Source organism: Salinarimonas sp., assembly GCF_046292825.1.
Classification (GTDB): Bacteria; Pseudomonadota; Alphaproteobacteria; order Rhizobiales; family Beijerinckiaceae; genus Salinarimonas.
The window spans coordinates 126,431-147,451 of sequence record NZ_JBKBQG010000003.1 but is presented as its reverse complement, the minus strand read 5'-3'; the positions used below and the strand labels follow the sequence as shown (position 1 = coordinate 147,451).

General features: G+C 69.9%; 26 protein-coding genes. 9 read left to right on the top strand and 17 right to left on the bottom strand.

The window, feature by feature from the left end; genetic code table 11:
* Positions 1-25: 25 nt before the first annotated feature.
* From ACK4UM_RS03210 to ACK4UM_RS03190, 5 genes are all read right to left on the bottom strand, one after another.
* Positions 26-1,333, bottom strand: a complete 1,308-nt coding sequence (locus ACK4UM_RS03210; protein WP_409795542.1) for a hypothetical protein — start codon at positions 1,331-1,333, stop codon at positions 26-28.
* 179 nt (positions 1,334-1,512) lie between these two features.
* Positions 1,513-2,823, bottom strand: a complete 1,311-nt coding sequence (locus ACK4UM_RS03205) for a serine hydrolase domain-containing protein (protein WP_409795539.1) — start codon at positions 2,821-2,823, stop codon at positions 1,513-1,515.
* Positions 2,824-2,911: 88 nt separating this feature from the next.
* On the bottom strand, positions 2,912-3,640 hold the full coding sequence (gene arsH / locus ACK4UM_RS03200) for an arsenical resistance protein ArsH (RefSeq protein ID WP_409795536.1): 729 nt from the start codon (positions 3,638-3,640) through the stop codon (positions 2,912-2,914).
* 82 nt (positions 3,641-3,722) lie between these two features.
* A complete protein-coding gene (locus ACK4UM_RS03195; protein WP_409795533.1) occupies positions 3,723-4,043 on the bottom strand; it encodes an ArsR/SmtB family transcription factor in 321 nt (106 codons plus the stop codon).
* Positions 4,044-4,061: 18 nt separating this feature from the next.
* On the bottom strand, positions 4,062-5,699 hold the full coding sequence (locus ACK4UM_RS03190; RefSeq protein ID WP_409795530.1) for an MFS transporter: 1,638 nt from the start codon (positions 5,697-5,699) through the stop codon (positions 4,062-4,064).
* Between the two features lie 86 nt (positions 5,700-5,785).
* On the opposite strand from ACK4UM_RS03190, the gene ACK4UM_RS03185 reads away from it, so the two are divergent.
* The gene (locus ACK4UM_RS03185; protein ID WP_409795527.1) at positions 5,786-6,622 is read left to right on the top strand and encodes a helix-turn-helix transcriptional regulator; all 837 of its coding nucleotides are present in this window, start codon (positions 5,786-5,788) and stop codon (positions 6,620-6,622) included.
* Positions 6,623-6,673: 51 nt separating this feature from the next.
* Here the strand turns inward: ACK4UM_RS03185 and ACK4UM_RS03180 are convergent, their stop codons facing one another.
* Positions 6,674-7,591, bottom strand: a complete 918-nt coding sequence (locus ACK4UM_RS03180) for an alpha/beta fold hydrolase (RefSeq protein ID WP_409795524.1) — start codon at positions 7,589-7,591, stop codon at positions 6,674-6,676.
* Positions 7,592-7,706: 115 nt separating this feature from the next.
* Positions 7,707-8,198, bottom strand: a complete 492-nt coding sequence (locus ACK4UM_RS03175; RefSeq protein WP_409795521.1) for a MarR family winged helix-turn-helix transcriptional regulator — start codon at positions 8,196-8,198, stop codon at positions 7,707-7,709.
* Positions 8,199-8,428: 230 nt separating this feature from the next.
* On the opposite strand from ACK4UM_RS03175, the gene ACK4UM_RS03170 reads away from it, so the two are divergent.
* The 3 genes from ACK4UM_RS03170 (at position 8,429) to ACK4UM_RS03160 (ending at position 9,744) form a co-directional block, all read left to right on the top strand.
* Positions 8,429-8,599, top strand: coding sequence for a hypothetical protein (locus tag ACK4UM_RS03170; protein ID WP_409795518.1), 171 nt, complete (start codon positions 8,429-8,431; stop codon positions 8,597-8,599).
* Between the two features lie 61 nt (positions 8,600-8,660).
* Entirely contained in the window at positions 8,661-9,518 is an 858-nt protein-coding gene (locus ACK4UM_RS03165; RefSeq protein WP_409795515.1) for an endonuclease/exonuclease/phosphatase family protein, read from the top strand.
* Positions 9,519-9,528: 10 nt separating this feature from the next.
* Entirely contained in the window at positions 9,529-9,744 is a 216-nt protein-coding gene (locus ACK4UM_RS03160) for a hypothetical protein (protein WP_409795512.1), read from the top strand.
* A 35-nt stretch (positions 9,745-9,779) separates the two neighbouring features.
* Here ACK4UM_RS03160 and ACK4UM_RS03155 read toward each other — a convergent pair whose 3' ends face one another.
* On the bottom strand, positions 9,780-10,349 hold the full coding sequence (locus ACK4UM_RS03155; RefSeq protein ID WP_409795509.1) for a GNAT family N-acetyltransferase: 570 nt from the start codon (positions 10,347-10,349) through the stop codon (positions 9,780-9,782).
* A gap of 302 nt (positions 10,350-10,651) precedes the next feature.
* Between ACK4UM_RS03155 and ACK4UM_RS03150 the strand changes: the two genes are divergently transcribed.
* Positions 10,652-10,867: a hypothetical protein gene (locus tag ACK4UM_RS03150; protein ID WP_409795506.1), complete on the top strand. Its 216-nt coding sequence runs from the start codon at positions 10,652-10,654 to the stop codon at positions 10,865-10,867.
* Positions 10,868-11,120: 253 nt separating this feature from the next.
* Here ACK4UM_RS03150 and ACK4UM_RS03145 read toward each other — a convergent pair whose 3' ends face one another.
* A complete protein-coding gene (locus ACK4UM_RS03145; RefSeq protein ID WP_409795503.1) occupies positions 11,121-12,074 on the bottom strand; it encodes a LysR family transcriptional regulator in 954 nt (317 codons plus the stop codon).
* Positions 12,075-12,170: 96 nt separating this feature from the next.
* On the opposite strand from ACK4UM_RS03145, the gene ACK4UM_RS03140 reads away from it, so the two are divergent.
* Positions 12,171-13,052 (top strand): NAD(P)H-binding protein, encoded by an 882-nt coding sequence (locus ACK4UM_RS03140; RefSeq protein WP_409795500.1) that lies wholly within the window; start codon positions 12,171-12,173, stop codon positions 13,050-13,052.
* 167 nt (positions 13,053-13,219) lie between these two features.
* Positions 13,220-14,047, top strand: a complete 828-nt coding sequence (gene aac(3) / locus ACK4UM_RS03135; protein ID WP_409795497.1) for an aminoglycoside 3-N-acetyltransferase — start codon at positions 13,220-13,222, stop codon at positions 14,045-14,047.
* On the opposite strand, the gene ACK4UM_RS03130 is transcribed toward aac(3), so the two are convergent.
* From ACK4UM_RS03130 to ACK4UM_RS03115, 4 genes are all read right to left on the bottom strand, one after another.
* On the bottom strand, positions 13,996-14,241 hold the full coding sequence (locus tag ACK4UM_RS03130) for a hypothetical protein (protein WP_409795494.1): 246 nt from the start codon (positions 14,239-14,241) through the stop codon (positions 13,996-13,998). The genes aac(3) and ACK4UM_RS03130 overlap by 52 nt on opposite strands.
* Complete coding sequence (locus ACK4UM_RS03125) at positions 14,238-14,423, bottom strand: hypothetical protein (protein ID WP_409795491.1); 186 nt, start codon at positions 14,421-14,423, stop codon at positions 14,238-14,240. Before ACK4UM_RS03125 ends, ACK4UM_RS03130 begins: the two co-directional genes overlap by 4 nt.
* The gene (locus ACK4UM_RS03120; RefSeq protein WP_409795488.1) at positions 14,420-14,812 is read right to left on the bottom strand and encodes a hypothetical protein; all 393 of its coding nucleotides are present in this window, start codon (positions 14,810-14,812) and stop codon (positions 14,420-14,422) included. The genes ACK4UM_RS03125 and ACK4UM_RS03120 overlap by 4 nt, the downstream gene beginning before the upstream one ends.
* Before the next feature lie 72 nt (positions 14,813-14,884).
* Positions 14,885-15,076, bottom strand: a complete 192-nt coding sequence (locus ACK4UM_RS03115) for a hypothetical protein (RefSeq protein ID WP_409795485.1) — start codon at positions 15,074-15,076, stop codon at positions 14,885-14,887.
* 876 nt (positions 15,077-15,952) lie between these two features.
* Between ACK4UM_RS03115 and ACK4UM_RS03110 the strand changes: the two genes are divergently transcribed.
* Positions 15,953-16,474: an ATP-binding cassette domain-containing protein gene (locus ACK4UM_RS03110; protein ID WP_409795482.1), complete on the top strand. Its 522-nt coding sequence runs from the start codon at positions 15,953-15,955 to the stop codon at positions 16,472-16,474.
* Positions 16,471-17,781: an HlyD family type I secretion periplasmic adaptor subunit gene (locus tag ACK4UM_RS03105; protein ID WP_409795479.1), complete on the top strand. Its 1,311-nt coding sequence runs from the start codon at positions 16,471-16,473 to the stop codon at positions 17,779-17,781. Before ACK4UM_RS03110 ends, ACK4UM_RS03105 begins: the two co-directional genes overlap by 4 nt.
* A gap of 205 nt (positions 17,782-17,986) precedes the next feature.
* Here the strand turns inward: ACK4UM_RS03105 and ACK4UM_RS03100 are convergent, their stop codons facing one another.
* From ACK4UM_RS03100 to ACK4UM_RS03085, 4 genes are read right to left on the bottom strand one after another with little or no spacing between them, the layout of a single operon-like run.
* Positions 17,987-18,268: a hypothetical protein gene (locus ACK4UM_RS03100; protein WP_409795476.1), complete on the bottom strand. Its 282-nt coding sequence runs from the start codon at positions 18,266-18,268 to the stop codon at positions 17,987-17,989.
* Positions 18,269-18,310: 42 nt separating this feature from the next.
* Positions 18,311-19,030, bottom strand: coding sequence for an alpha/beta fold hydrolase (locus ACK4UM_RS03095; RefSeq protein WP_409795473.1), 720 nt, complete (start codon positions 19,028-19,030; stop codon positions 18,311-18,313).
* A gap of 13 nt (positions 19,031-19,043) precedes the next feature.
* Entirely contained in the window at positions 19,044-20,024 is a 981-nt protein-coding gene (locus tag ACK4UM_RS03090; protein WP_409795470.1) for a cupin domain-containing protein, read from the bottom strand.
* Positions 20,021-21,010: an ester cyclase gene (locus ACK4UM_RS03085; protein ID WP_409795467.1), complete on the bottom strand. Its 990-nt coding sequence runs from the start codon at positions 21,008-21,010 to the stop codon at positions 20,021-20,023. The genes ACK4UM_RS03090 and ACK4UM_RS03085 overlap by 4 nt, the downstream gene beginning before the upstream one ends.
* Positions 21,011-21,021: the final 11 nt, after the last annotated feature.

Sequence of the window (21,021 nt, the reverse complement as noted above, 5' to 3'; positions counted from 1 at the left end):
TGTTCCGCGCAGCGGCGCGCCACCTTCATCGGGGGCCGCCGGGATTGACGAGCTTGCCGCCGTCGAAGCTGCGCGCCGCGCGCGAGCCGCCGCCTCCCTGCATCCGCTCCGGGTCCGGATTGACGACGAGGCCGCCGCGATCGACCGCGAGCGAAGGCGCGGGCCCGACCGGGTCGGCGTCGCCGGCGGGACGCTCGCGCCGGCTGCCGGCGAGCAGCGCGTCGCTGTTCGCGCTCGGCGCCGAGCAGCCCCAACCGGAAGGCGGGCACCAGCCGCCGCCGCGCATCTCGTCGCCGGTCTCGAGCCGCGCGAGGTCGCCGGGCTGCCAAGGCCGAACCGAAACGATACGCCCCGAGCGGTCGTAATCCTGGACGAAACCCTCTCCGTTACCGAAAACCATGATGTCGCGCCGCAATCCGCTCGGGGTTTGGATGCTGTCGTAGGTGTAGACGACGTTGCCGGAGGCGTCGTAATTGACCTCGTTGACGTGACTGCCATGATCATCGGACTTCGTGTGCGTTATCAGCACGCCGCCATTCGCGAAGACGGTCTTCTGCGTCACGCTGGTACCTTCATAGTGATAGGTCGTGCTCTCGAAATCGTTGCCGGCGATGTTGCCGGGAGACACGGAAGTCGGGTCCGGCCGCAGGCCCGGCGCTTCGGCACGCGAGCGGGAATTCTGCGGCAGGCCGAGATTGCCCATGGGATCGGGTTCGCGGCCGCGGCCGAGGAGAGCATCGGCGCTGCGCTCGACGCGGGCGCGGCGCGCGTCGTCGCGGTTGTCGGTGCGGGTGCCGGCGAGCGGATCGCCGAGCCCTCCGAAATCGGCGCGCGCCAGATCGGCGGAGAGGCCGCCGAGCGCCGCGGCGGTCTCGCGCAGATCGCGCGCGGCCTGCGCCTCCTCGATCTGCGCGGCGAAAGCTCCGAGATCGCGTGGGCGGGGCGGCGGCAGGGCGGCGAACCCGTTGCGCGTGCGGCGCGACTCGGTGCGGGCGACAGCTCCGTCCACGGCCTCCGATCCCGACGCGCTCGCAGAGGCGCCGGCGCTCTGCGTTCGATCGCGCAGCCGCTCGGCGACATCGGCGTCGATCCGCACCCGCGGCAGATCCGGACGCACGATCGGCGCCCGCGGCGGCGACACCTGCGGTGCGACCGGCGGTGCGATCCGAGGCGTCGCCTGCGGCAAGGCCTGCGGCGTCACCTGCGGTGTGATCTTGTGCATCACGGCGATTTGAGCCGCGGCCGGCGCGGGCGCGAGCGCCTGCAAGACGGCGGCGACGGCGATCCCGCCGACCAGGGCGAGGCGGATGCGACGGATGCTGCGCAGGTTCATGGTGCTGTCCTCCGACAAGGCTTGGGCATGGCGACCCGACACACCTTCGTCGTCGTCGAAGCCTGGCAGGTTCGAAGGTCGGCGATTTATTTCACACGCCATCCCGCAATCGTTCACGCGCTCGGGCGACGGATGTGGATCGACGCGAGGCGGCCGGCCTCCGCGTCGAGCCGCGATCCTCACTCCGGCGCGAAGGCGGCTGCGAGGAAGCGGTCCGCCAGCTCGGTGTCGTCGGGGCCGCCCATCATCCGCTGCGTGAAGAGCGCCGCGACGGTGTCGGTCGCCGGATCGCACCAGAAGGCGGTGCCGAACCCTCCCCACCAACCGAACCGCCCGCGCGCGTCCGCCGGGGCGGTCCGGACGGCGACGCCGAGGCCCCAGCCATGCGTCGTCCAGAAATCTTCGGGAAACCAGGGCGAGGCGGCCTTCTGCTTCGGCGAGATCTGGTCCGTCAGCATCTCGGCCACGAGATCGGCGGACAACATGCGCCGCCCGTCCGCGCGCCTGCCCCCATCGAGGAGGAAACGGCCGAAGACGAGGAAATCGTCGACCGTGGAGACGTGTCCGCTGCCGCCGGCCTCGAAGGGCGGCGGCTGCGCGAACGACGCGCCTCCAGCCGGGCTCCAGGTCTCGAGCGCCCCGGTTTCCGGATCACGTCGATAGGCTGTCGCGAGCCGTTCGGCGGGAGCGACGAAGCCGGTGTCGCCCATGCCGAGCGGCTCGAAGATCCGCTCCCGCTGAAACTGCGCGAGCGAGATGCCGCTCGCGCGCGCGACGAGGATGCCGGCGACGTCGATGCCGGTGTGGTAGAGCCATCGCTCGCCGGGATGGTGGACGAGCGGCAGCGATCCGAGCCGGTCGAGGAAGGTCCGTTCGTCGCCGCCGAAGATCTGCGGCCCCGGCGCCACGCCGAGCGCGTGCATGCGCGCGGCGATCGGGCTCTCGGCGGGATCGGCGACGACGAGGCCGAGCCCCATGCGCATCGTGAGGAGATCGCGCAGCGTGACCGGCCGCGCCGCCGGCACGGTGTCGTCGAGATCGGCATCCGGACGCCGCAGCACGCGCCGCTCCGCGAGTTCCGGGAGCCATTCGTCGATGGGCTCGTCGAGACGAACGACCCCGTCGTCGACGAGCATCAGCGCCGCGACCGCCGTGAGCGGTTTGCCGATCGAGGCGACCGCGAACACGGTGTCGCGGGTCATCGGCGCGCCGCTCTCCCGATCGCGCAGGCCGGCGGCATGCGTCCAGACCTCGCCGCGACGCTCGATTCCCGCCACCAGGCCAGGAACGAGGCCAGGAACCAGGCCAGGCACGTCGTCTCGCGCCACCGCGCGGTCGAGCTGCGCGCGCAGGTCGCCGAGGCGGGACTGCCTCGCCTGTGCGGAGCGGCCGACGCCGCTCGCGACCATTGCCGCGGCGCCGAGCGCCATCGCGTCGCGCCGCGACACCCGTCCGTCCCCGGCCTCGATCGTGCGTTCGTCTCCAGCCATGACGAGGGCCTCCTCTCGTGTCGAGGCGAGGACGGCAGCCAGGGGCCCCATCCGACAGGCCGCCGCACGAGGGCTCGGGTCGCCGTGATCAGATCGAGGGCTGCGCCACACGGCGCGCCGCCTCGGCGACAGACTCGATCCGTTCCGAATAGCGGTCGGACAGGAGCGAGGAATGCCCGCGCGTGAGAAAGGTGAAGCGCACGAGCTCTTCCATGACGTCGACGATCCGATCGTAGAGCGGCGACGGGCGCATCCGACCCGCCTCGTCGAATTCCTGGTAGGCTTTCGGAATCGAGGATTGGTTCGGGATCGTGATCATGCGCATCCAGCGACCGAGGATGCGCATCTGATTGACGGTGTTGAAGCTCTGCGAGCCTCCGTTCACCTGCATCAGAGCGAGCGTCTTGCCTTGCGTCGGGCGAACGCCGCCGAGCGACAGCGGCAGCCAATCGATCTGCGTCTTCATGATGCCCGTCATGGCGCCATGACGCTCGGGCGAGCACCAGACCATGCCCTCCGCCCAATCGGCGAGGGACCGCAGCTCCGCGACCTTCGGGTGGTCCGCCGGCGCCGCGTCCGGGACCGGGAGGCCGGAGGGATCGAACGCGCGGGTCTCCGCCCCGAAGCGCCGCAAGAGCCGCGCCGCCTCCTCTGACGCCAGGCGGGAATAGGAGCGCTCCCGAAGCGACCCGTGCAGAAGCAGGATTCGCGGCGGATGAAGAGGCGCGTCGGACGTCGTCAACGCGGATGCGTCGACGGGCCTGAACTTCGCCGGATCGACGTTCGGGACGTCTTCGCCGAGGGGGATTGCAGTCATGGGGATCACCGTCTTTTCGTGGAGGGTGCGATCGCTCGCGCGCGCCGTCGGCGCGCTCCGCGGGCGCCGGAGGCCGCGGACGTCACGCGCAGTCGCCGTGCGGGGGGCGGGCCGCCTGCGGGGCGGCGCAGCAATTCCGGGTGAGGTAGCCGATCAGATCGATCATCGAGGCGAAGCACGCCGAGTATTCGAGGGATCGACCGACCCGCCTCTGCGTGACGAGGCCGGCATTCCTGAGCTCCTTCAGGTGGAAGGACAGGGTCGGAGCCGGAATGCCCAGCGCCGTTCCGATGCTCCCCGCGGCAGCGCCGCCCGGCCCCGCGGCCACGAGGTAGCGATAGATGTCGAGCCGGGTCTCGTGAGCGAGGGCGGCGAGGGCGGCGATGACGTCACGTTTTTCCATATTTCCAATATTGTCGAATTAATGGGCACCGTCAACCGGTGCTCGCGTCCCGGCCGGCGATTGCGATGCACACGCGGCTCCCGCGTCCTTCGGCTCTCCCGCCTTCGACGGGCTCTCGACGTGTCGCAGCGCCACGGCCGCCAGCGCCGCGAGGATCGCGACGCCCGCCGCGCTGAGGAGGGCCGCGCTGGCGAAACCGTCCGCGAATGCGATTCGGGCCTCCGCGATCACCCCCTCCGGTAAGCGAGGGGCGACCGAGATCGCCGACCAGAGGCTGTCATGGACGGCGCTTGCGAGGCCCTCGGTGAGCCCCGCGGTCGCCTCGTCCGAGATCGCGCTGCGATAGACGCGCGTCGCGACGCTTCCGAGCAGCGCGATGCCGAGCGAGACGCCGAGTTCCTGCGCCGTCTCGGACATCGCCGAGGCCGATCCCGCCTTGTCCGCGGGCGCCGAGCCCACGACGAGCTCGGTTCCGAGCGCGGCGATCGCGCCGAGACCCAGATACGCGAAGGAGAAGCCGACGAGGATCGACGCAGGTTCGGCGACCGGACGGGCGAGCACGAGATAGCCGACGACGGACAGCGCGAGCGCACCGGACACGACGGTGCCGGGTCGGATACGCCTCGCAAGGAGTGGAGCCGTCACGCCGGCGAGGACCATCGCGAGCGCGGGCGGACCCATCCAGAGGCCGGCGACGATCGGCGTCAGTCCGACCACCAATTGAAGGTACTGCGTCACGAGAAGCATGGTTCCGCCGATGGCGACGAGGCCGAAAAGGAGAACCGCAAGAGCAGCGGCGAACGCCCGCTCCCGGAACAATGCCATGTCGAGCAGCGGATCGGCGAGACGACGCTGCCGACGCACGAACAGGATCGCGAAGAAGACGCCGACCGCGGCCGCGCCGATCGCCGGAGCCGTCACGCCGTCGCTGCCGAGACGCTTCAGGCCGTAGACGGCCGGAAGCATCGCGAGAAGGGAGAGGGCGACGCTCACGAGATCCAAGCGCCCCGCATGCGCCGCCCGGTATTCCGGGAGGAGAACGGGACCGAGAACGAGGAGGAGGCCGGTGATCGGGACCGCGACGAGAAACGCCGCTCCCCACCAGAAACGCTCGAGGACGAGACCGCCCACGATCGGGCCGAGCGCCATGCCGAGGGCGAACATCGTCGCCCAGATGCCGAAGCCGAGCGCGCGCTCCCGCGGGTTCGTGAACAGCACGCCGATGAGCGCCAGCGTCGAGGGCATCAGCGTCGCGCCCGCGACCCCGAGCGCTGCGCGCGCGAGGATCAGCATCTCCGAATTGACGGCGTAGGCCGCGGCGACCGACGTGACGGCGAACGCGACGGCGCCGATCATCAGGAGCTTGCGCCGCCCGATCCGGTCTCCGAGGGTCCCCATCGTGACGAGAAAGCCAGCGACCATGAATCCGTACGCATCCATGATCCAGAGCGCTTGCGTGCTCGTCGGTCGCAGGTCGGCCGCAAGCGCCGGCAGGGCGAGATGCAGGACGGTCAGGTCGAGCCCCAGCAGAACGGTCGGCAGTGCCAGAAGCGCCAAGCCCGCCCATTCGCGAGGACCCGCACGCCCGCTGCGCCGCGATTCGTCCGAAGCTGCCCGCTCGTCGCGGCCGTCGATGATGTCGTCCTGTCCGCCCATGATGCCTCCGAGTTAGGAGGCGGAGTGTCGAATGGGCGCAATCCTGTTACAATGTAGGAAGTTATCCTGTTACAAGGAGTGACACCATGGCCGCACGGACGCTCGCCCGCAGACGCGACGAGCTCTCGGCGTTCCTGACCCATCATCGACGTCGCCTGAAGCCGGCAGACGTGGGGCTCGCGACGACCGGACGACGACGGACGCCGGGCCTTCGCCGCGAGGAGGTCGCCGCGCTCGCGGGCGTGGGGCTCACCTGGTACACCTGGTTCGAACAGGGGCGCGACATCCGCGTATCCGAGGCGTTTCTGCTGTCCGTGGCCAAGGCACTCGCCCTGAGCGATGCCGAGTGCACGCGTCTGTTCCTCCTGGCCCACCGCCGCCCGCCCCCTGCCGAGGCGCGGCGGCCGATGGCGGTTTCTCTCCGGGTGCAGGCGCTGTTGGCCGATCTCGCGCGGCCGGCCTACGTCACGAACCTGTATTGGGATGTCCTCGCCTGGAGCCCTGCCGCCGATGCGCTGTTCGGGTTCTCCGATCGCGAGCCGTACGAGCGCAACCTGCTGCGCATGGTGTTCGCCGACGCGGATTTCCGCCGACGTCTCCCCGATTGGTCGGAAGACGCGCCGAGACTGCTCGCGCAGTTTCGCCACGACCTCGCGGCGGCTCCCGAGGATGAAGGGGTGCTCGATTTGATCGCCGATCTGGAACGGCTCTCTCCCGATTTCCGGCGTTGGATGGCGAAGCCCTCCATGGAGCGCGCCAGGCGCGGCATCGCGAGCCTCGTCACGAGAGCCGGACGTCCGCTGCGGTTCTCGCACGAGATGCTGGTCGCAGACGCGGATCGCCACCTGAGGCTCGTGGTCTACTTCGAGGACGACGCCCCGTCGGGAAACGCGCGCGACGGCGACGCATCCGGCCGGCGGTGACGAGGCGGGGCGGATGCGGCGGGTCCGGCGAACGGGCGTCGGGAGACGGCTTCAGGTTCTCATCATCGGCCCTGCGACCGAAGCGCTCGTCCGGCCGGCGGTTTCGGCCACGAATCGCTCGATCAGCGCCGAGCATTCGCGATGGTGGGACTCGAGGAGAAAATGTCCACCGTCGAACACGTGGCTCTCGACCGGATCGAGCTCGCGGGCATAGGCCGAGATCTCGTCGATTTCGAAGAAGACGTCACGCCGGCCCCAGAGGATCAGACAAGGGGGCTGGTGCTCGCGGTGGTAGGCGGAGATGGCCTCGAATCGCTCGAGGTGGCTCCCGACGTCGCAATAGAGCGCGAAGATCCGATCGATCGCCCCCGGCCGGGAGAGGCGCTCCCAATCGTAGCGCCAGCACTCCGGGGCAACGAGCGCGGCCAGCGCGTCGTCGAGGCCCGCGTAGTACTCGTTGCGCACGCCCTCCTCGTTCATCCACTCGCCCAGCGCCGCGCGGTTCTCACGCGTCGGGTTCTTCCAGAACGCCCTGGGCGCGTCCCAATCCGGCCCGAACCCCTCTGCGTGCGCCGCTCCGTTCTGCACCACGAGGCCCCTCACTTTCTCAGGCGCGGACAGAGCCATGAGGTAACCGACGATCGCGCCCCAGTCGTGCATGTAGAGATAGTATGATTGAACGCCTTTTTGTGTCAGGGCCTGCTGCAGCGTACGGGCGATCGACGCGAAGGTGTACTCGAACTCGTCGAGCGGCGGGGCCTCGGACAGGCCAAAGCCCGGCATGTCGAACGCCAGCACGTGCGTGCTTTCGGCGAGGGGCTCCATGATGTTCCGGAACATGAACGACGAGCTTGGATAGCCGTGAAGCAGAACGATTGTCGGATTCTCGGTTGAACCTGCCTCACGGTAGTGAAGTTCGACGCCGTTCGCTGTCAAGCGCCTGCTCTTGATCTTGTGGATGTCGAGCATCGGTGCTTCTCCTTGCTGAGACTACCTCGCCAACGGCCAAAGAAAGGTGGCTATATGGTGACAGCTCTGGGTTTCGCAGCGGCTCTCGCAGAGCACGGCGGCGGATGAATGCCGGTCAACGGGAGCCGCCGGCGTCGCGCTCCGGCAGGTCGCGGGCGGCGTCCTCCTGCGCCGCGGCGATCGCGTCGAAGGCTCTCGCGATCGTGCGCAGCTCGTCGGTGCCGAACTCGGCATAGACGCCGTCGAGCCGCTCCATGAACGGCGCGAAGATCTCCCGATGCAGGGTTTCCACCTTCTCGGGCACGACCGACAGGAGCACGCGCCGAGCATCCTGCTGCGAACGTCGGCGAACGAGCCAGCCCTTCTCCTCCAGGCGGTCGATGATGTTGGTGACGGAGGCGGGCTTGAGGCCGACGCGTTCGGTGAGCTCGCCATGCGTCATGGGCCCGAAGCGCTGGACGAATCCGAGCGCCTTCGTCTCGCTCGCACCGAGCCCGAAGCCGTCCGCCATCTTCGTGTGGAAGAGGACGGTCGCGTCGCTGAGCCGCCGCCCGGCAAGCGTGAGACGTCGGATCGCCTCGGCGCGCTCGTCCTCGCATGTTGACATCGGGTCATTCTCCAGATATTTCGTTAGATCGAACTAAATATATGCCCTGCCGTCGGGATCGTCCACATCCAAAGCGGACCGAGCCGGGTAACGCAATGCCCGCCGCGGAGGCGGGGCCACGGAGCAGGTGCGGCGAGCGCGTTCTGTCGAATGCACCGCGATCGCCGCTCTCGCTCCCGAGCGCAGCCACTTTGGCCATCTCGTCTGACCACCGAGCGAAAGGAACAGCCATGCAAGACATCGATCACCGGAATGTGCCGCACGCGCGCCTCGACGAGGATCACAGCCGTCTGGCGCTGCGATGGTTCGGCTTCGGATCCCCGGTCGGGCTCGGGATCCTGGCGATCTCGATCGGCATCGCAGCCGTCCTCCTGCGCCTGGCGCTGATCGGCTTCCAATGAGCGCCATGCGGAAGCGATGTGGGCTGCGGACGGTGCGCAGCGGCGCGGGGAGTTCTTCGGCATGAGAGTGCTGTGCCTGAACGCCTGGGGCGGCACGCTCGCCGACGCGCTGATCCCCTATCTCGTGTCGCAAGCCCCCGATGTCCTCTGCCTCCAGGAGGTGGTGGACACGCCCGCGTCGGACGCGCGCTGGCTCGCCTATCGCGACGGCGATCTCGTCCTACCGCAGCGCGCCAATCTGTTTCGCGAGCTCGTCGACGCATTTCCCGATCACGTCGCGGGCTTCTTCCCGGCGGCGGAGGGCGTGCTCTGGAGAGACGACGTCGCCGTGCCGTCGCGCTTCGGCTTGGCCACGCTGGTCCACCGCTCGCTCACGATCCTGAGCTCGGTCGAGACCTTCGTGCACAAGGAATTCTCGCAAGACGGGTTCGGAGAGCATCCCCGTCCGCGCAACGCTCATGGTGTCCGGCTCCGCGACGCTTCACGCGACCTCGTCGTCTCCGTCACCCACGTGCACGGCTTGCGCGATCCGCGGGGCAAGGCGGATACGCCGGAACGCGCAGCCCAGGCGCGCCGTCTGCTCGAGGCCTCGAGCCGTGTCTCGCGAGCGGGCGACCTGCGAATCGTCTGCGGAGATTTCAACGTCGAGCCCGACAGCGAGACCCTGCGCCTGTTCGAGGCGCGCGGCTTCGTCGAGCTCGTCACGCAGCGAGGCTTCGACGGGACGAGGACGTCCCTCTATCGTAAGCCCGGCCGTTTCGCGGATTACCTGCTGGTCGACGACGAGGCGCGCGTCGAAACCTTCACCGTCGTCGATGCGCCGGAGGTCTCGGACCATCGCCCGTTGCTGCTCGAGGTCAGAGGAGGCCCGACATTCGGCGGAGGCAAGGACAACGGAAATCGGCCGGCGAGGCCATAGGAGCGCATGCATGGACGATCGTCGCAATCGCAAGCGGCGGCAGGCCGGTTCGAGCGGACCGCCGTCGAGACCGCACGGGCTCGAACCCGTTCCGGGGCTCGTCCTCGACGGCCCGTTCGCGGAGACGAAGGAGCGCGTCCTCGGCCTGGTCACGCGCCGCGTCGTGGAGGCCGCTCTCCTCGACCGGCCCTCCTCGACGGGCGCCGCGCGATCGGACGCGTCATGATGACGCCGAATGATCGGGCGCGATCGTCCTAGATGTCACGACCGACCCCGGCATATCCACTCCGACCGCAGAAGCGCGTAAACGTATTCGTCGCCCCAAACCCCGTCGAAGCAATCGTTTTCAATGAAATGAGCTTCGCGGCGCATTCCCAACCTCTCGACGACTCCGATGGAAGCCGAGTTCTTGGTGTCGAGGCGGGCGAAGATCCGATGGAACCCGATCCGGGAGAAGCCGAAATCGAGAATCGCGCCGGTGGCCTCGGTGGCATAACCATGCCCTGCGAAGGCCGGATTGAAGATGTATCCGACCTCACCTTGTCGAGCCGATGTCGATGCGATCTTGAGCAGGACCTCTCCGACGACCGCGCCATCGTCCTGCCGCGTAACGGCCAATCGAACCGCATCGCCATCTTCCACGAACCGGTCGTCGATGGCGGCCGCGAACTGCTTCTTCAACGCCATGGCGTCCGGGGGCGCGCTATAGAGGTACCGATAGACGTCCGCGTTGGTGTGGTAGGTGGCATATGCGCCATAATCTGCCGCCTGAAAGCGTCTGAGCGAAAGACGATCGGTCGAGATCGGCTCCACCGGCAATTCCGTCTTCATTCCTTCGATTCTCCGAATGCCTCTCTCGTAGATCGGAAAAAGGCTTCCTTGCTCGACCCGTGCCGGAGAGCCGTCTGCCGATGCCGCACGAGCATCCAGCCGTGGGCACCGCGCAGATCGGTCGAGGTGCACGCCGCGCGGCGGACGCTCTCGCCTCGCGTCGCGCGGGCATGGGCGAACCCTCCTCGCCCGCCGAGGACGCAGGCGCGGCGGCCCCGCCGACACGCAGCGATGGTTCGCGCGCGGTTTCGGCGTCCGCTCGGCGGAGGCGTCCTCCGAGGCCATCGGCGGAGGATCTCACGATGTCGCTCGTACGGACGCTCGCCGATATGCGGCGACAAGCGGCGCACCGGATCGGGCGCCGGAGCACCAGCGCGGTCGACGCGATCGACGTCGACGCTCTCGCGGACGACATCCGCCGGGATATCGGCCTCCCCGAGCGCACGGAGCTGCCCTCCCGCTGGCGTCTCTCGGGCCGCGAGCTCGCCGGCCTGTGGATGCGGGGTCACAAGCTTTGAGCGACGAGCCGCCAGCCGCGCGACGTCCGTCTCGGCGCGCCCTCGACCCGCCCGCATCCCTCCCCGGAGGGGAGGGTGGCCTGCGAGCCGAAGGCGACGCAGGTCGGGTGGGGCGCGACGCCCGACACTCGATCTCCCCCGGTCCCCACCCGGCCGCCGTCGCTTGCGCTCCGGCGTCCACCCTTCCCCTACGGGCAGGGACGCGCGAGCAGATCGCGTTGGCGGCGCTCTCACTCCTGATGGCGCTGATGGCTCACCGGTCCGGGTGAGCGTCGGGGCCGGCGAGACGCGTCGCCTCCTCGCGGACCACCTCGCGGAACCAGCGGCAGGCGGGGTCGTCGTCGAGCATCTCGGGCCAGATCATCGTTGCGGTGAAGGGCGGCCGGGGAACCGGCGGCTTGCGGCGGACGAGGCCGAAGACCGGGGCGAAGCGCTCGGCGAGCGACAGCGGCAGCGTCACCACGAGGTCGCTTTCGGCGACGACCGCGAAAGCCGCGAGGAAATGGGGCAGGCGCAGGGCGACGCGGCGCGTGAGACCGAGGCGGGCGAGCTCCGCGTCGATCGCGCCGCCGCCCTCGCCGGTCACGGTGACGAGCACGTGGTCGAGCGCCGCGAAGCTCTCCGGCGTCCAGGGCGCGCCCGTGGCCGGATGACCTTCGCGCAGCATGGTCACGAAGCTGTCGCGGTGGAGGCGCTCCGCGCGCAGGCCCGGCGGCAAGGGCACCTCGTCGATCGCGAAGCTCAACGCGAGCCGCCCCTCGCGCAGAGAAGCAAGCGCGTCGGACGAGAACGGCACGACCGCGACGTCGACGCCGGGCGCCTCGCGCGCGAGCCGCGCGAGCACGGCCGGAAGCAGGAGGATCGACTGGTGGTCGGTCGTCGCGATCGTGATCGCGCCGCGCCAATGAGCGGGATCGAAATCCTCGATCGTCACGACGGCCCGGATCTCGGCGAGCGCCCGCGCCAGCGCCGGCCGCAGCGCGAGCGCGCGGGGCGTCGGTACGAAGCCGTCGACGCCCCGCGCGAGGATCGGGTCCCGCAGAAGCGCCCGCAGCCGCCCGAGCGCGCGGCTCGTCGCCGGCTGGCTCATCCCCGCCGCCTCGGCCGCACGCGTCACGTTGCGGTGCTCGAGGAGGAGGTCGAGCACGACGAGGAGGTTGAGATCGATGCCGCGCAGATTGACCTCGCGCATTTTCACCTCACGCATGATGACGATATCGAGAATGCATTTCACGCATGATGATCCGTCCCCTACACCTCTGTCGAGCCCCGACCGGGGCGCTGTCAGAGACGGGAGGACATCATGTTCGCGATCGCCGGCGTGACGGGAAACACGGGAGGCGCGGCCGCCGCGACGCTCCTCGAGACGGGCGCGCGCGTGCGCGGCATCGTCCGCGACAGCGCGGCGGCGGCCGGACGCGTGCCGAAGGCGATCGACCTCGTCGAGGCGGATCTGACCGACGCCGACGCACTCGCCCGCGCCTTCGAGGGCGCGCGCGGCGCCTACGTGCTCGCGCCGCCTTTCCTCGGCGATGCCGACCCGATCGGCCGCTATCGCGACGTCGGTCGCGCTGTGGCGCGGGCGGCGCAGGCGGCGGGATTGCAGCGCCTCGTCGTGCTCTCCTCGGAGGGCGCCCATCTCGAGGGCGGCACGGGCATCATCGAGGCGCTCCACCATCTCGAGCGGACGCTCGCCGGCTCGACGCCGACGCTCACCTTCCTGCGCGCCACCTATTTCATGGACAATTGGCGCGAGGTCCTGCCTGTCGCGGTGGCCGAGGGCGTGCTGCCGAGCATGCTCGCGCGTCTCGACGCCCCTCGGCGCATGGTCGCGACGCGCGACATCGGGCGCATGGCCGCGTCACTCCTTCTCGACCCCGCCCCGCCCGCGATCGTCGAGCTCGCCGGCCCGCGCGACTACAGCCCGGCGGAGGTCGCCGATCGCATCGGCGCCGCGCTCGGCCGCCCGGTCGCTCCGATCGCGCCGCCGCGCGAGACCTGGGTCCCCACCCTCGTGGGAGCCGGAATCGGCGAGGCCTACGCCACGCTCCTCGCGTCGATGTACGACGCGATCACGTCCGGGCACGTGCGCTTCTCCGGCGAGGGAGCGTCCCGGAGCGGCGAGACCACGCTCGACGAGGTCGTCGCGGAATGGGTCGCGAAAACGGCGGCGGCCGCGACATAGGGCGACGTGCCGCGGAGGGGATGGTCGTTCTTCGGTGAGGTCTATACCCTCGTTGGCAGGCCGGCAGATGCGCCGGGCAGTCGAGCATCGTCGCGTCGCCGTTCGCCCGTCGGCTCGCGTCATCCCGACACGTCCTCGCCTCGGCAAGCCACGAAGGTCGGACGGCGATGACGGTCGCAATGAAGCGCGCGGATCTGATCGGCGCGCTGCGCGCGTTGGGGATCCGCGAGGGGGACGTCGTGATGGTGCACGCCTCGCTGCGCGCGCTCGGACCCGTCGAGGGCGGTCCGGCGGGCGTGGCGCGGGCGCTCCTCGATGCGGTCGGGGCGGACGGAACGCTCATGGCCTACGTCTCGTGGGACCGCTCGCCCTACGAGGCGACGCTGGGCGGGCGCGCGCTGCCGCCGGCCCAGCGCGCCGCGTGGCCGGCCTTCGACCCCGCGACCGCGCAGCCCTATTCCGGCTTCGGCGCGCTCAACCGCTTCATCCTCCGGCTGCCGGGCGTGCGGCGCAGTCCCCATCCCGACGCTTCGATGGCCGCTGTCGGGCGCCGGGCCGGCGCGCTCGTCGACGTGCATCCGCTCGGCACCGGCTACGGTCCCGGCTCCCCCATCGAGCGCTTCGTCCTCGCCGGCGGAAAGGTTCTCCTCCTCGGCGCGCCGCTCGATGCGATCACCGCCCTCCACTATGCCGAGGCGCTCGCGGAGATCCCGGGCAAGCGCCGGGTCGTGTACGAGGTGCCGGTGTGCGGCGCGGACGGCGCCTCGCGCTGGGAACGCGTCGAGGAATTCGACTCGAACGGCATTCTCGACTGCTTCGCCGACGAAGCTGGCCCCGACGCGGTCGAGGCCATCGCGACGGACTACGTCGCACTCGGCCGTCATCGCGAGGCGCGGATCGGCGGGGCGACGTGCCGCCTCTTCGACGCCGTCGACCTCGTCGCCTATGGCGCCTCCCTCCCCACCGCCGAGAGCCAGGCCAGATGCTCCGTGTAGTGCATCAGAGCCGTCGAGCCGGGGCAGGCGCCGTGCGGGCAAACGGGCAGGACGAGATGGGCGACGACGGGGCCCTCGCTCGGGAGGACGAAGAGCCGAACGGGCGGGTCGCCGGCATGCGAATCGGCGAGGAGAAGCCAGGCGAGCGCGGCGGCGAGGAGGGCGATGGGGGCGAGAAGGCGGTGGCGGGTCATGGTGGCGGATCGGCTCGCATCAGGACGATGAAGAGCGCGACTGCGGCGGCACCGCCTGCGAGAATAGCGGCCGGCTGCAAGGCGGGGGCGAGCGATGCGGCGAGCGTCGGCAGGAGGATCGCCACCGCTGCCGTCGCGCCGACGGCGATCCGCAGGGCGGCCTTGGTGCGAAGCAGCCTCATGACCCGCCCTCACCTTCGAGGGGCAGGGGAAGATTGCGTCGTTCGAGCGCTGCCATTGCCCAGGTCATGGCGAGACCGCCGGCCATCAGCACGATCGCGAAGACGAGCGGCGGCAGCACGAAGGCGGTCGTCGTCAGCGCCGATGCGATCGCCACGATGGCGAGCGCGTAGACGAGGCAGCGGTGGGCGGGGATGGCGCGCAAGCCCTCCGGTCCCATTCTGTAGGCACGATAGCGCTCTGCGAGCGTCATGACCGCTGCCCCAACGAGCGCGAACGCTGCGAGCGAGGCGACCATGGCAGCCGGCTTCCAATTCTGGGTGCGCAGGACGATGTAAATGGTGTTGATCGTCAGCAACAACGCGTAAGGCAGGCAGTCGCGAAAGCGCATCGCATCAGGTATCGCGGTCGTGGTCGGCATTGAGATGACGCAGCCCGTCGGAACGGGCTGCGCGATGGTCGTTCACCCGCCGCTGTTGAACCAGCGCCTGTAGAACGGTGGCGCGAAGCTTATCGCAATCCAAGTCGCGACGGCATGAATGATCAAGATCAGACGCCAGTCGCCCTCGTCATAGCCGAACAACAGAAGCTTCACCGCATAGCCGATTGCGGTGGCCGGCACCATCCAGAGACTGTCGATGACGTAGCGCATCATGGCGATTTCCCTTCAGGGAGATGTGATTGTTCGCTCACCACCAGCCGACGTTTTCGCCGAAGGCATTGACGCCTCCTCCGACGGCTCCCGCGACGCCACCGACAGCCGCTCCTTTCGGTCCGCCGAATGCGCCGACGTCTGCCGGGCTTTCCCGCCCGGCAGCGTCGCCGGGTGAAGGCGTCTCGACCACCCCTTCACCCGTCTTCGCCCACGCCCGGAGGCGCGGCGCGAAGACCGCGAGGGCACGCGAATGCTCAGCGGATGATCCAATTCGTCTTGATTGCAACGAAAGCCATGATCGCCGTGGCGACCGCGACTCCCGCCAGCATCTGCGGCACTTCCGCGCCGACGGCCATCTGGAGCGCTCCGGATAAGACGGCGAAGACAGCACAGAACACTGCGATCTTCGTCCAATCTCGCAACGACCTCGGCATCGTCCTTCTCCTTGGTCTCTCGCTTCAAGGGTGCAGCCCGCTTCTGCGGGCTACACGGAACGGACCTCAGCGACGCGACCATGGAATGCCGCCTGCGTCCCGTCCACGTCAGCAGCCGCCGACGACCGCATTCGCTCGCCGACAAGCTTGGACCAGCGATGCGGAATCCGAGCGGAGCCGCGCCGCACAGCCGACAGAATCGAAAAGGCCTGCGTTACCGTCAGTTCGTGCAAGGCAAGCCAATCGCGCAAGCGATCCATGCGTCACCCACCACAGGATTGCATAACGGGCACACAATCTTGTGCGCCATCTAAACATCATACTCAATCTAGCATGATAGCTAGAGCCCAAGAACCTCCGAGTCAAGAAATGTTATAACGTGTCGATTCTCATGCGGTACGCTCTTGCGCCACCCGATGCCTTGGGCTAGCGCAATCTGGACGTGTTAGATCTCGCGCGCCTCGTCTGCGGGCTCGAAGTACCTACGAGCGGGCGCATTCTCGTCGGCGGCGAGGACATCGCCGCCCACGATCCGCAGGAGGTGCGCCGGCGCGTCGCCTACGTGCCGCAGGAGCCGTTCCTCTTCGCCGGCACCATCCGCGACAATCTCACGCTCGGCGACCCGCGCATCGACGACGCGGCGATCGCGTCGGCGCTGGCGAATGCAGCCGCGGACGAGATGGTCGCGCGCATGCCGGCGGGCCTCGACAGCCAGGTCGGCGAACGCGGCGGCGCCCTCTCCGGCGGCCAGCGTCAGCGCCTCGCGATCGCCCGCGCCCTCGTGCGCGCGCCCGCGATCCTCGTCCTCGACGAGCCGACGAGCGCGCTCGACCACGCGTCGCAAGCGCAGCTCGCCGAGCGCCTTGCCGCGCTCTCCCGCAGGGTGACGGTCGTCGTGGTCACGCACCGGCCCGACGCGTTTCCCGATCCGGCCCTCGTCGTCGATTTCGAGGCGCTGCGATGATCCCCTCCCCTCGCCCGCCGGTCGGATCACCGACCCTCCACCTCACGCTCGCCGTGCTCGTGCTCCTCTTCGCGAGCGCGCTCGCCCTCTCGATCGTCATGCGCGTCGAGATCGTGGCGCGCGGCGAGGGGCGCGTGGTGCCGCTCTCGCGCGTTCAGGTCGTGCAGCCGGAATTCGGCGGCCGCATCCACGAGATCCGCGTCGAGAACGGCGCGCGCGTCGCCGCCGGGGACCCGCTCGTCCTCCTCGACCCGACCGACGCCCGCGCCGAGCTCGCGCGGCGCGAGGCCGAGGAGGCGCGGCTGATCTCCGAGCGCGCGCGCCTCGAGGCGTTCCTCGCGGCCCTCGCCCGCGATCCGAGCGAGCCCGACTTCGTCGAGGCTGGCCTCGCCGCCTTGGCGAGCGACGCGACGCGCGTGCGCTCCGACGAGCGGGATCTGCTCGCGGCCGAGCTCGCGGAGCTGCGCGGCGCCGCCGCCCGCATCGATGCCCGCCTCCTCGCCAACGAGCGCGCGCGTGCGGTCACCCGCGCCGGCATCGGCCGCATCGAGGCCGCGCTCGAGAGCCAGGACGAGCGCCTCGTCGCCTCGCAGGAGCTGCTCGAGCGCGGCACCCGCAGCCGGCTCGCCCATCTCGACGTCGTCGACGAGGCCAACCGCCTGGAGATGGAGCGGCGCACGCTGGAGCGCGAGATCGAGCGCGCGCTCGCCGATGCGGACGAACTTGCGGCCGAGCGCGCGCTTCTCGTCGCGAGTACGCGCGCGCGCCTTGTGGAGCGCCGCGCCGACATCGACGCGCGGCACGCCGAACTCGCCGAGGAGCTCGTCCAGGCCCGCAGACGCCTCGCCGGCACCGTTCTCGTCGCGCCCGTCGACGGCACCGTCGACCGCCTGCGAGTCTTCACGATCGGGGGCGTGGAGCAGGCGGGAGCCGAGTTGATGCGCGTCGTGCCGGACGAGGATCTCCCGGAGCTCGAGGTGCGGTTCGCCAATTTCGATGCCGGCTTCCTCGAGCCGGGACAGAAGGCCGTCATCCGCCTCGACGCGTTCCCGGCCGAGCGCTTCGGCCATGTCGCAGGGCGCGTCGCGGCCGTCTCGGCCGACGCCGTCGAGACGCCGGACGGCCGTTTCGTCTTCGTGGCGCGCGTCGTGCCCGACGCCCCCGCGCTCGTCACCCCTTCGGGATCCCACCGCCTGCGCGCCGGCATGACCGCGCAGGTCGATGTCGTCACGGGCGATCGACGCCTGATCGGCTACTTCTTCGAGCCGATCGTCCGGGCACTCCAGGAAAGCCTCGGCGAGCGGTGAGTGTCGGACCGGACGCGATGGGATCGATCGTCGGACCGATCGCGCGATAGCCTTCGAAACCACTGTGCGAAAAGTAGTTCCATCCTCGGTCACGCGCCTCGACCGCAGCGCTTCCCAGGCTGAATGTCGTCGGCCGAGCGCGGCGACGGGCGAGGGCCTCGGCACGAGGCTTCAGACCTTCCAGGCCTCGTGGCGATGAGGCGCCTCAACGCGCCTGTTCGGCAACCTGACGGATCGTTCTGAGCGCGGCCGGTGATGCAACGAAACCCGCGGCTTCCATGGAAGGGGTCGGCCATTCGCCCGAGGCGAAGTTGGCGACGATCTCGTCTCGCGACGGAGGCGGCCAGAACGGCGCCGACAGCCTCGCCTCTTCGAGCAGCGCCTCGCGAATCGCGTCCTGGATTTCGTCCGTGGCAGGGCGCATCAACGATGCCGCAGGCAGCGCGCCTCGATTGGAAACGAGCCAAGGATTGGCTCCGCCAGCCATGAGCGCGGCTGCCGACTGCCGAATAAAGACGCGAGCGCTGCCTCAACCTTCCGCGCCTTTCCGGCCTTCCCTGGAACGGTTCAGCCACCGGCGCAGATGAGCCGCCGTCTCCTCCGGCGCTTCGAGCGGCGGGAGGTGGCCTGCACCGTCGAGCACGGCGAGGCGAGCGTTCCGCAGCAGCCTGTGCATGACGTCGTGCCGGTCCATGGGGCACAGTCGGTCGTGCGCGCCCGTGAGCACGAGAGCGGGTCCGTCATAGGCGGCGAGCACCTCCTGCCGGTCCGGACGGTCGCGCAAGGCCGCCGATTGGCGGGCGAAGACCTCCGGGCCGAGGCCGAGCGCCATCTCGAGGCACAGGTCGAGGATATCGTCGCGCCGCGCGCCGGGGGCGAGGTAATGCGGCATCACCTCCTCGCGCATCAGGCCCGCGAGATCGCCCGACCGCGCCCGCGCGATCTGACCGGCGCGCCGGGCGCGCACCTCCGGCAGCTCCGCACGAGGATTCGTGTCGAGGAGCGCGAGCCGCTCGACCCGCTCGGGCGCGGCCGCGAGAACCGCCATCGCGACGATGCCGCCCATGGACAGGCCGGCGAGCGCGAAGCGGGGCGGGGCGAGCGCGAGCACCTCCCGCGCGAGAGCGTCGACGTCGTCTCCCGCGACGAGCGGCACGTGCAGCACCGGATGGCCGGCGAAGGCGCCCATCACCGGCCCGAACAGGCGCGCATCGCACATCATCCCTGGCAGGAGGACGACGGGGATCATCCGACGCGCCCCCTCACCGCAGATCGCCGAGGAGGCGGCCCGTGGGGCCGGGCGGGTCCTCGGTCGCGCGCACGCGATAGAGGCTCGCCTCGCCGGTCATCGACGGCGCGAGCGCGTGCGAGAGGCCCGGCGGGATCGCCGCCGTGTCGCCGGGATTGAGCACGGTCGAGCCCTGCGCCCAGGAGAGCCGCCAATGGCCGCGCATCGGCATCAGCACCTCGTGCGCGTCGATCGCGTAGGGCGTCGGCGGGATCGATCCGCGCGACAGGAACTCGACCTCGAAGCCGGGGCGGTCGCGCAGCACGCCGTCGGCGCCGATCACCGTCGCCGGCTGCCGATCGGAGAGCGCCATCAGGTCCCAGTAGCGGGCGACGCTCTTCGGGACGACCTCGCGCGTCGTCGGCTCGGGAAAGTGGGCGAGCTCGTCCTCGGTAAGGAGCGGCATCGGCGCGACGCCGTCGGGCAGGCGCTCGCCGCGCTTCGTGTCGTAGAGGCGACCGTTGGCGCCGAGCACGAGGCCGTGGGCCCGCGCCTCCTCGATCACCTGCGGCGCCCAGATCACGCCGCCCCCGGCATCGTCCCCGCCGAGGATCGCCATGATCATCCCGTAATCCGTGCCGACATTCTCGAAGCCGCGGAAGATGCCGGTGGGGATGTTGAAGATGTCCCCTTCCTCGAGCACGACCTCCCCCGCATCGCCGAAGCGCCCCCAGAAGAAGCGCCAGCGGCCCTTGAGCACGAAGAAGACCTCGGCCGTGCGGTGGGAATGGAGCGAGTTGCGGCATTTGGGCGGCTGGCCGGCGGCGCCGATGTTGAAGCCCGGCGTCTCGCGGATGTGGACGTGCTGGTCCGCGCTCTCGCTCACCCCTGCGCCGATGATCGTGAAGTTCTCCTTCCGATCGGAGCCCGGCGTGTGCGCGTCGATGAAGGCCGTCCGGCAGGGGCGCAGCTCGCCGTAGCGGACGATGCGCGCTTCCATCTCGATGGGGGTCATAGGTCACCCTTGTGCAGGAGGATCTGTTTCCAGATGGCGATCTCGTCGAAGAGCGCGCATTCGCGCCGCAACCCCACGCCGTCCGGGCCGAAGGGGCCGTATTCGGCGTGCGCCATGCCCATCACGTGCACCCGCGCGCCGGTCGGGCGGCCGAACAGACCCCAGCCGTCGTGGGTGCCGTCGAGCGACCAGCGAAGGGCCGCGCGCGGCGGCATCATCCCGCCCTCCATGCCGATCCGGTGATGGATCGCGAAGGTCGCGGAGGGGAAGGCGGCGCGCAGCGACAGCCACGAATCGGCGATCGCCCGCGCGCCGACGAGGGTGCGCCCGCCCGCGTGCTCGCCGATCGCGGCGCGATCGTAGGCGCGGAGCACGTGAGCGAGATCGCCGCGCATGATCGCCGCGAGCGTGTCCGCGTAACGCCGCCCCCAGGGATCGTCGTTGCCGGTGCCGCGATAATCGCCGGAGACGTCGCTCTCGGGCACGAACGGCCGCGACGCCCGCTCGGGTCCGCCCTCGCGGGCGATCAGCGCGCGGGCGAAGGCGAGGGGGTCGCCGCCGAGCTGGCGGACGATGCCGCCGTTGTCGCGCACGAGCCATTCGTCGAAGATGACGTCGGCCTTGGCCGCGCAATCGGCGATCACACGGACCTGGAAGCGCCGCCCGGTGGCGGGTCCGAACCAGCCGTCGCGCGCGTGGGTACCCGTCGAGAGGATGCGGTGCGAGGAGAGATAGCCGCCCGCCTCGTCGCCGGACCAGATCACGTCCTCGCCGAGGAGCTCGCGATCGGGGAACTCGTGCAGCGTCGCCATCGTGGAGGCGATCACCCCCGCATTGCCGCGCGAGACGCCCATCGGCGTGCGCACGGGGATGTCGGGCGCGTACCAGCGCTCGAGGGCGGCGACGTCGCGCCCTTCCCAGATTTCGCGCGTGATCCCGAGGATGTAGTCGGGAAAGTCGCGCCAGCGCTCGGAAAAACCCTTCATGCGGCCGATCC

Excerpts from the sequence above, each read along its gene's own strand:
- ACK4UM_RS03210 (WP_409795542.1), bottom strand. The coding sequence starts at position 1,333 with ATGAACCTGCGCAGCATCCGTCGCATCCGCCTCGCCCTGGTCGGCGGG.
- ACK4UM_RS03205 (WP_409795539.1), bottom strand. The coding sequence starts at position 2,823 with ATGGCTGGAGACGAACGCACGATCGAGGCCGGGGACGGACGGGTGTCG.
- arsH (WP_409795536.1), bottom strand. The coding sequence starts at position 3,640 with ATGACTGCAATCCCCCTCGGCGAAGACGTCCCGAACGTCGATCCGGCG.
- ACK4UM_RS03195 (WP_409795533.1), bottom strand. The coding sequence starts at position 4,043 with ATGGAAAAACGTGACGTCATCGCCGCCCTCGCCGCCCTCGCTCACGAG.
- ACK4UM_RS03190 (WP_409795530.1), bottom strand. The coding sequence starts at position 5,699 with ATGGGCGGACAGGACGACATCATCGACGGCCGCGACGAGCGGGCAGCT.
- ACK4UM_RS03185 (WP_409795527.1), top strand. The coding sequence starts at position 5,786 with ATGGCCGCACGGACGCTCGCCCGCAGACGCGACGAGCTCTCGGCGTTC.
- ACK4UM_RS03180 (WP_409795524.1), bottom strand. The coding sequence starts at position 7,591 with ATGCTCGACATCCACAAGATCAAGAGCAGGCGCTTGACAGCGAACGGC.
- ACK4UM_RS03175 (WP_409795521.1), bottom strand. The coding sequence starts at position 8,198 with ATGTCAACATGCGAGGACGAGCGCGCCGAGGCGATCCGACGTCTCACG.
- ACK4UM_RS03170 (WP_409795518.1), top strand. The coding sequence starts at position 8,429 with ATGCAAGACATCGATCACCGGAATGTGCCGCACGCGCGCCTCGACGAG.
- ACK4UM_RS03165 (WP_409795515.1), top strand. The coding sequence starts at position 8,661 with ATGAGAGTGCTGTGCCTGAACGCCTGGGGCGGCACGCTCGCCGACGCG.
- ACK4UM_RS03160 (WP_409795512.1), top strand. The coding sequence starts at position 9,529 with ATGGACGATCGTCGCAATCGCAAGCGGCGGCAGGCCGGTTCGAGCGGA.
- ACK4UM_RS03155 (WP_409795509.1), bottom strand. The coding sequence starts at position 10,349 with ATGAAGACGGAATTGCCGGTGGAGCCGATCTCGACCGATCGTCTTTCG.
- ACK4UM_RS03150 (WP_409795506.1), top strand. The coding sequence starts at position 10,652 with ATGTCGCTCGTACGGACGCTCGCCGATATGCGGCGACAAGCGGCGCAC.
- ACK4UM_RS03145 (WP_409795503.1), bottom strand. The coding sequence starts at position 12,074 with ATGCGTGAGGTGAAAATGCGCGAGGTCAATCTGCGCGGCATCGATCTC.
- ACK4UM_RS03140 (WP_409795500.1), top strand. The coding sequence starts at position 12,171 with ATGTTCGCGATCGCCGGCGTGACGGGAAACACGGGAGGCGCGGCCGCC.
- ACK4UM_RS03130 (WP_409795494.1), bottom strand. The coding sequence starts at position 14,241 with ATGACCCGCCACCGCCTTCTCGCCCCCATCGCCCTCCTCGCCGCCGCG.
- ACK4UM_RS03125 (WP_409795491.1), bottom strand. The coding sequence starts at position 14,423 with ATGAGGCTGCTTCGCACCAAGGCCGCCCTGCGGATCGCCGTCGGCGCG.
- ACK4UM_RS03120 (WP_409795488.1), bottom strand. The coding sequence starts at position 14,812 with ATGCGCTTTCGCGACTGCCTGCCTTACGCGTTGTTGCTGACGATCAAC.
- ACK4UM_RS03115 (WP_409795485.1), bottom strand. The coding sequence starts at position 15,076 with ATGATGCGCTACGTCATCGACAGTCTCTGGATGGTGCCGGCCACCGCA.
- ACK4UM_RS03105 (WP_409795479.1), top strand. The coding sequence starts at position 16,471 with ATGATCCCCTCCCCTCGCCCGCCGGTCGGATCACCGACCCTCCACCTC.
- ACK4UM_RS03100 (WP_409795476.1), bottom strand. The coding sequence starts at position 18,268 with ATGGCTGGCGGAGCCAATCCTTGGCTCGTTTCCAATCGAGGCGCGCTG.
- ACK4UM_RS03095 (WP_409795473.1), bottom strand. The coding sequence starts at position 19,030 with ATGATCCCCGTCGTCCTCCTGCCAGGGATGATGTGCGATGCGCGCCTG.
- ACK4UM_RS03090 (WP_409795470.1), bottom strand. The coding sequence starts at position 20,024 with ATGACCCCCATCGAGATGGAAGCGCGCATCGTCCGCTACGGCGAGCTG.
- ACK4UM_RS03085 (WP_409795467.1), bottom strand. The coding sequence starts at position 21,010 with ATGAAGGGTTTTTCCGAGCGCTGGCGCGACTTTCCCGACTACATCCTC.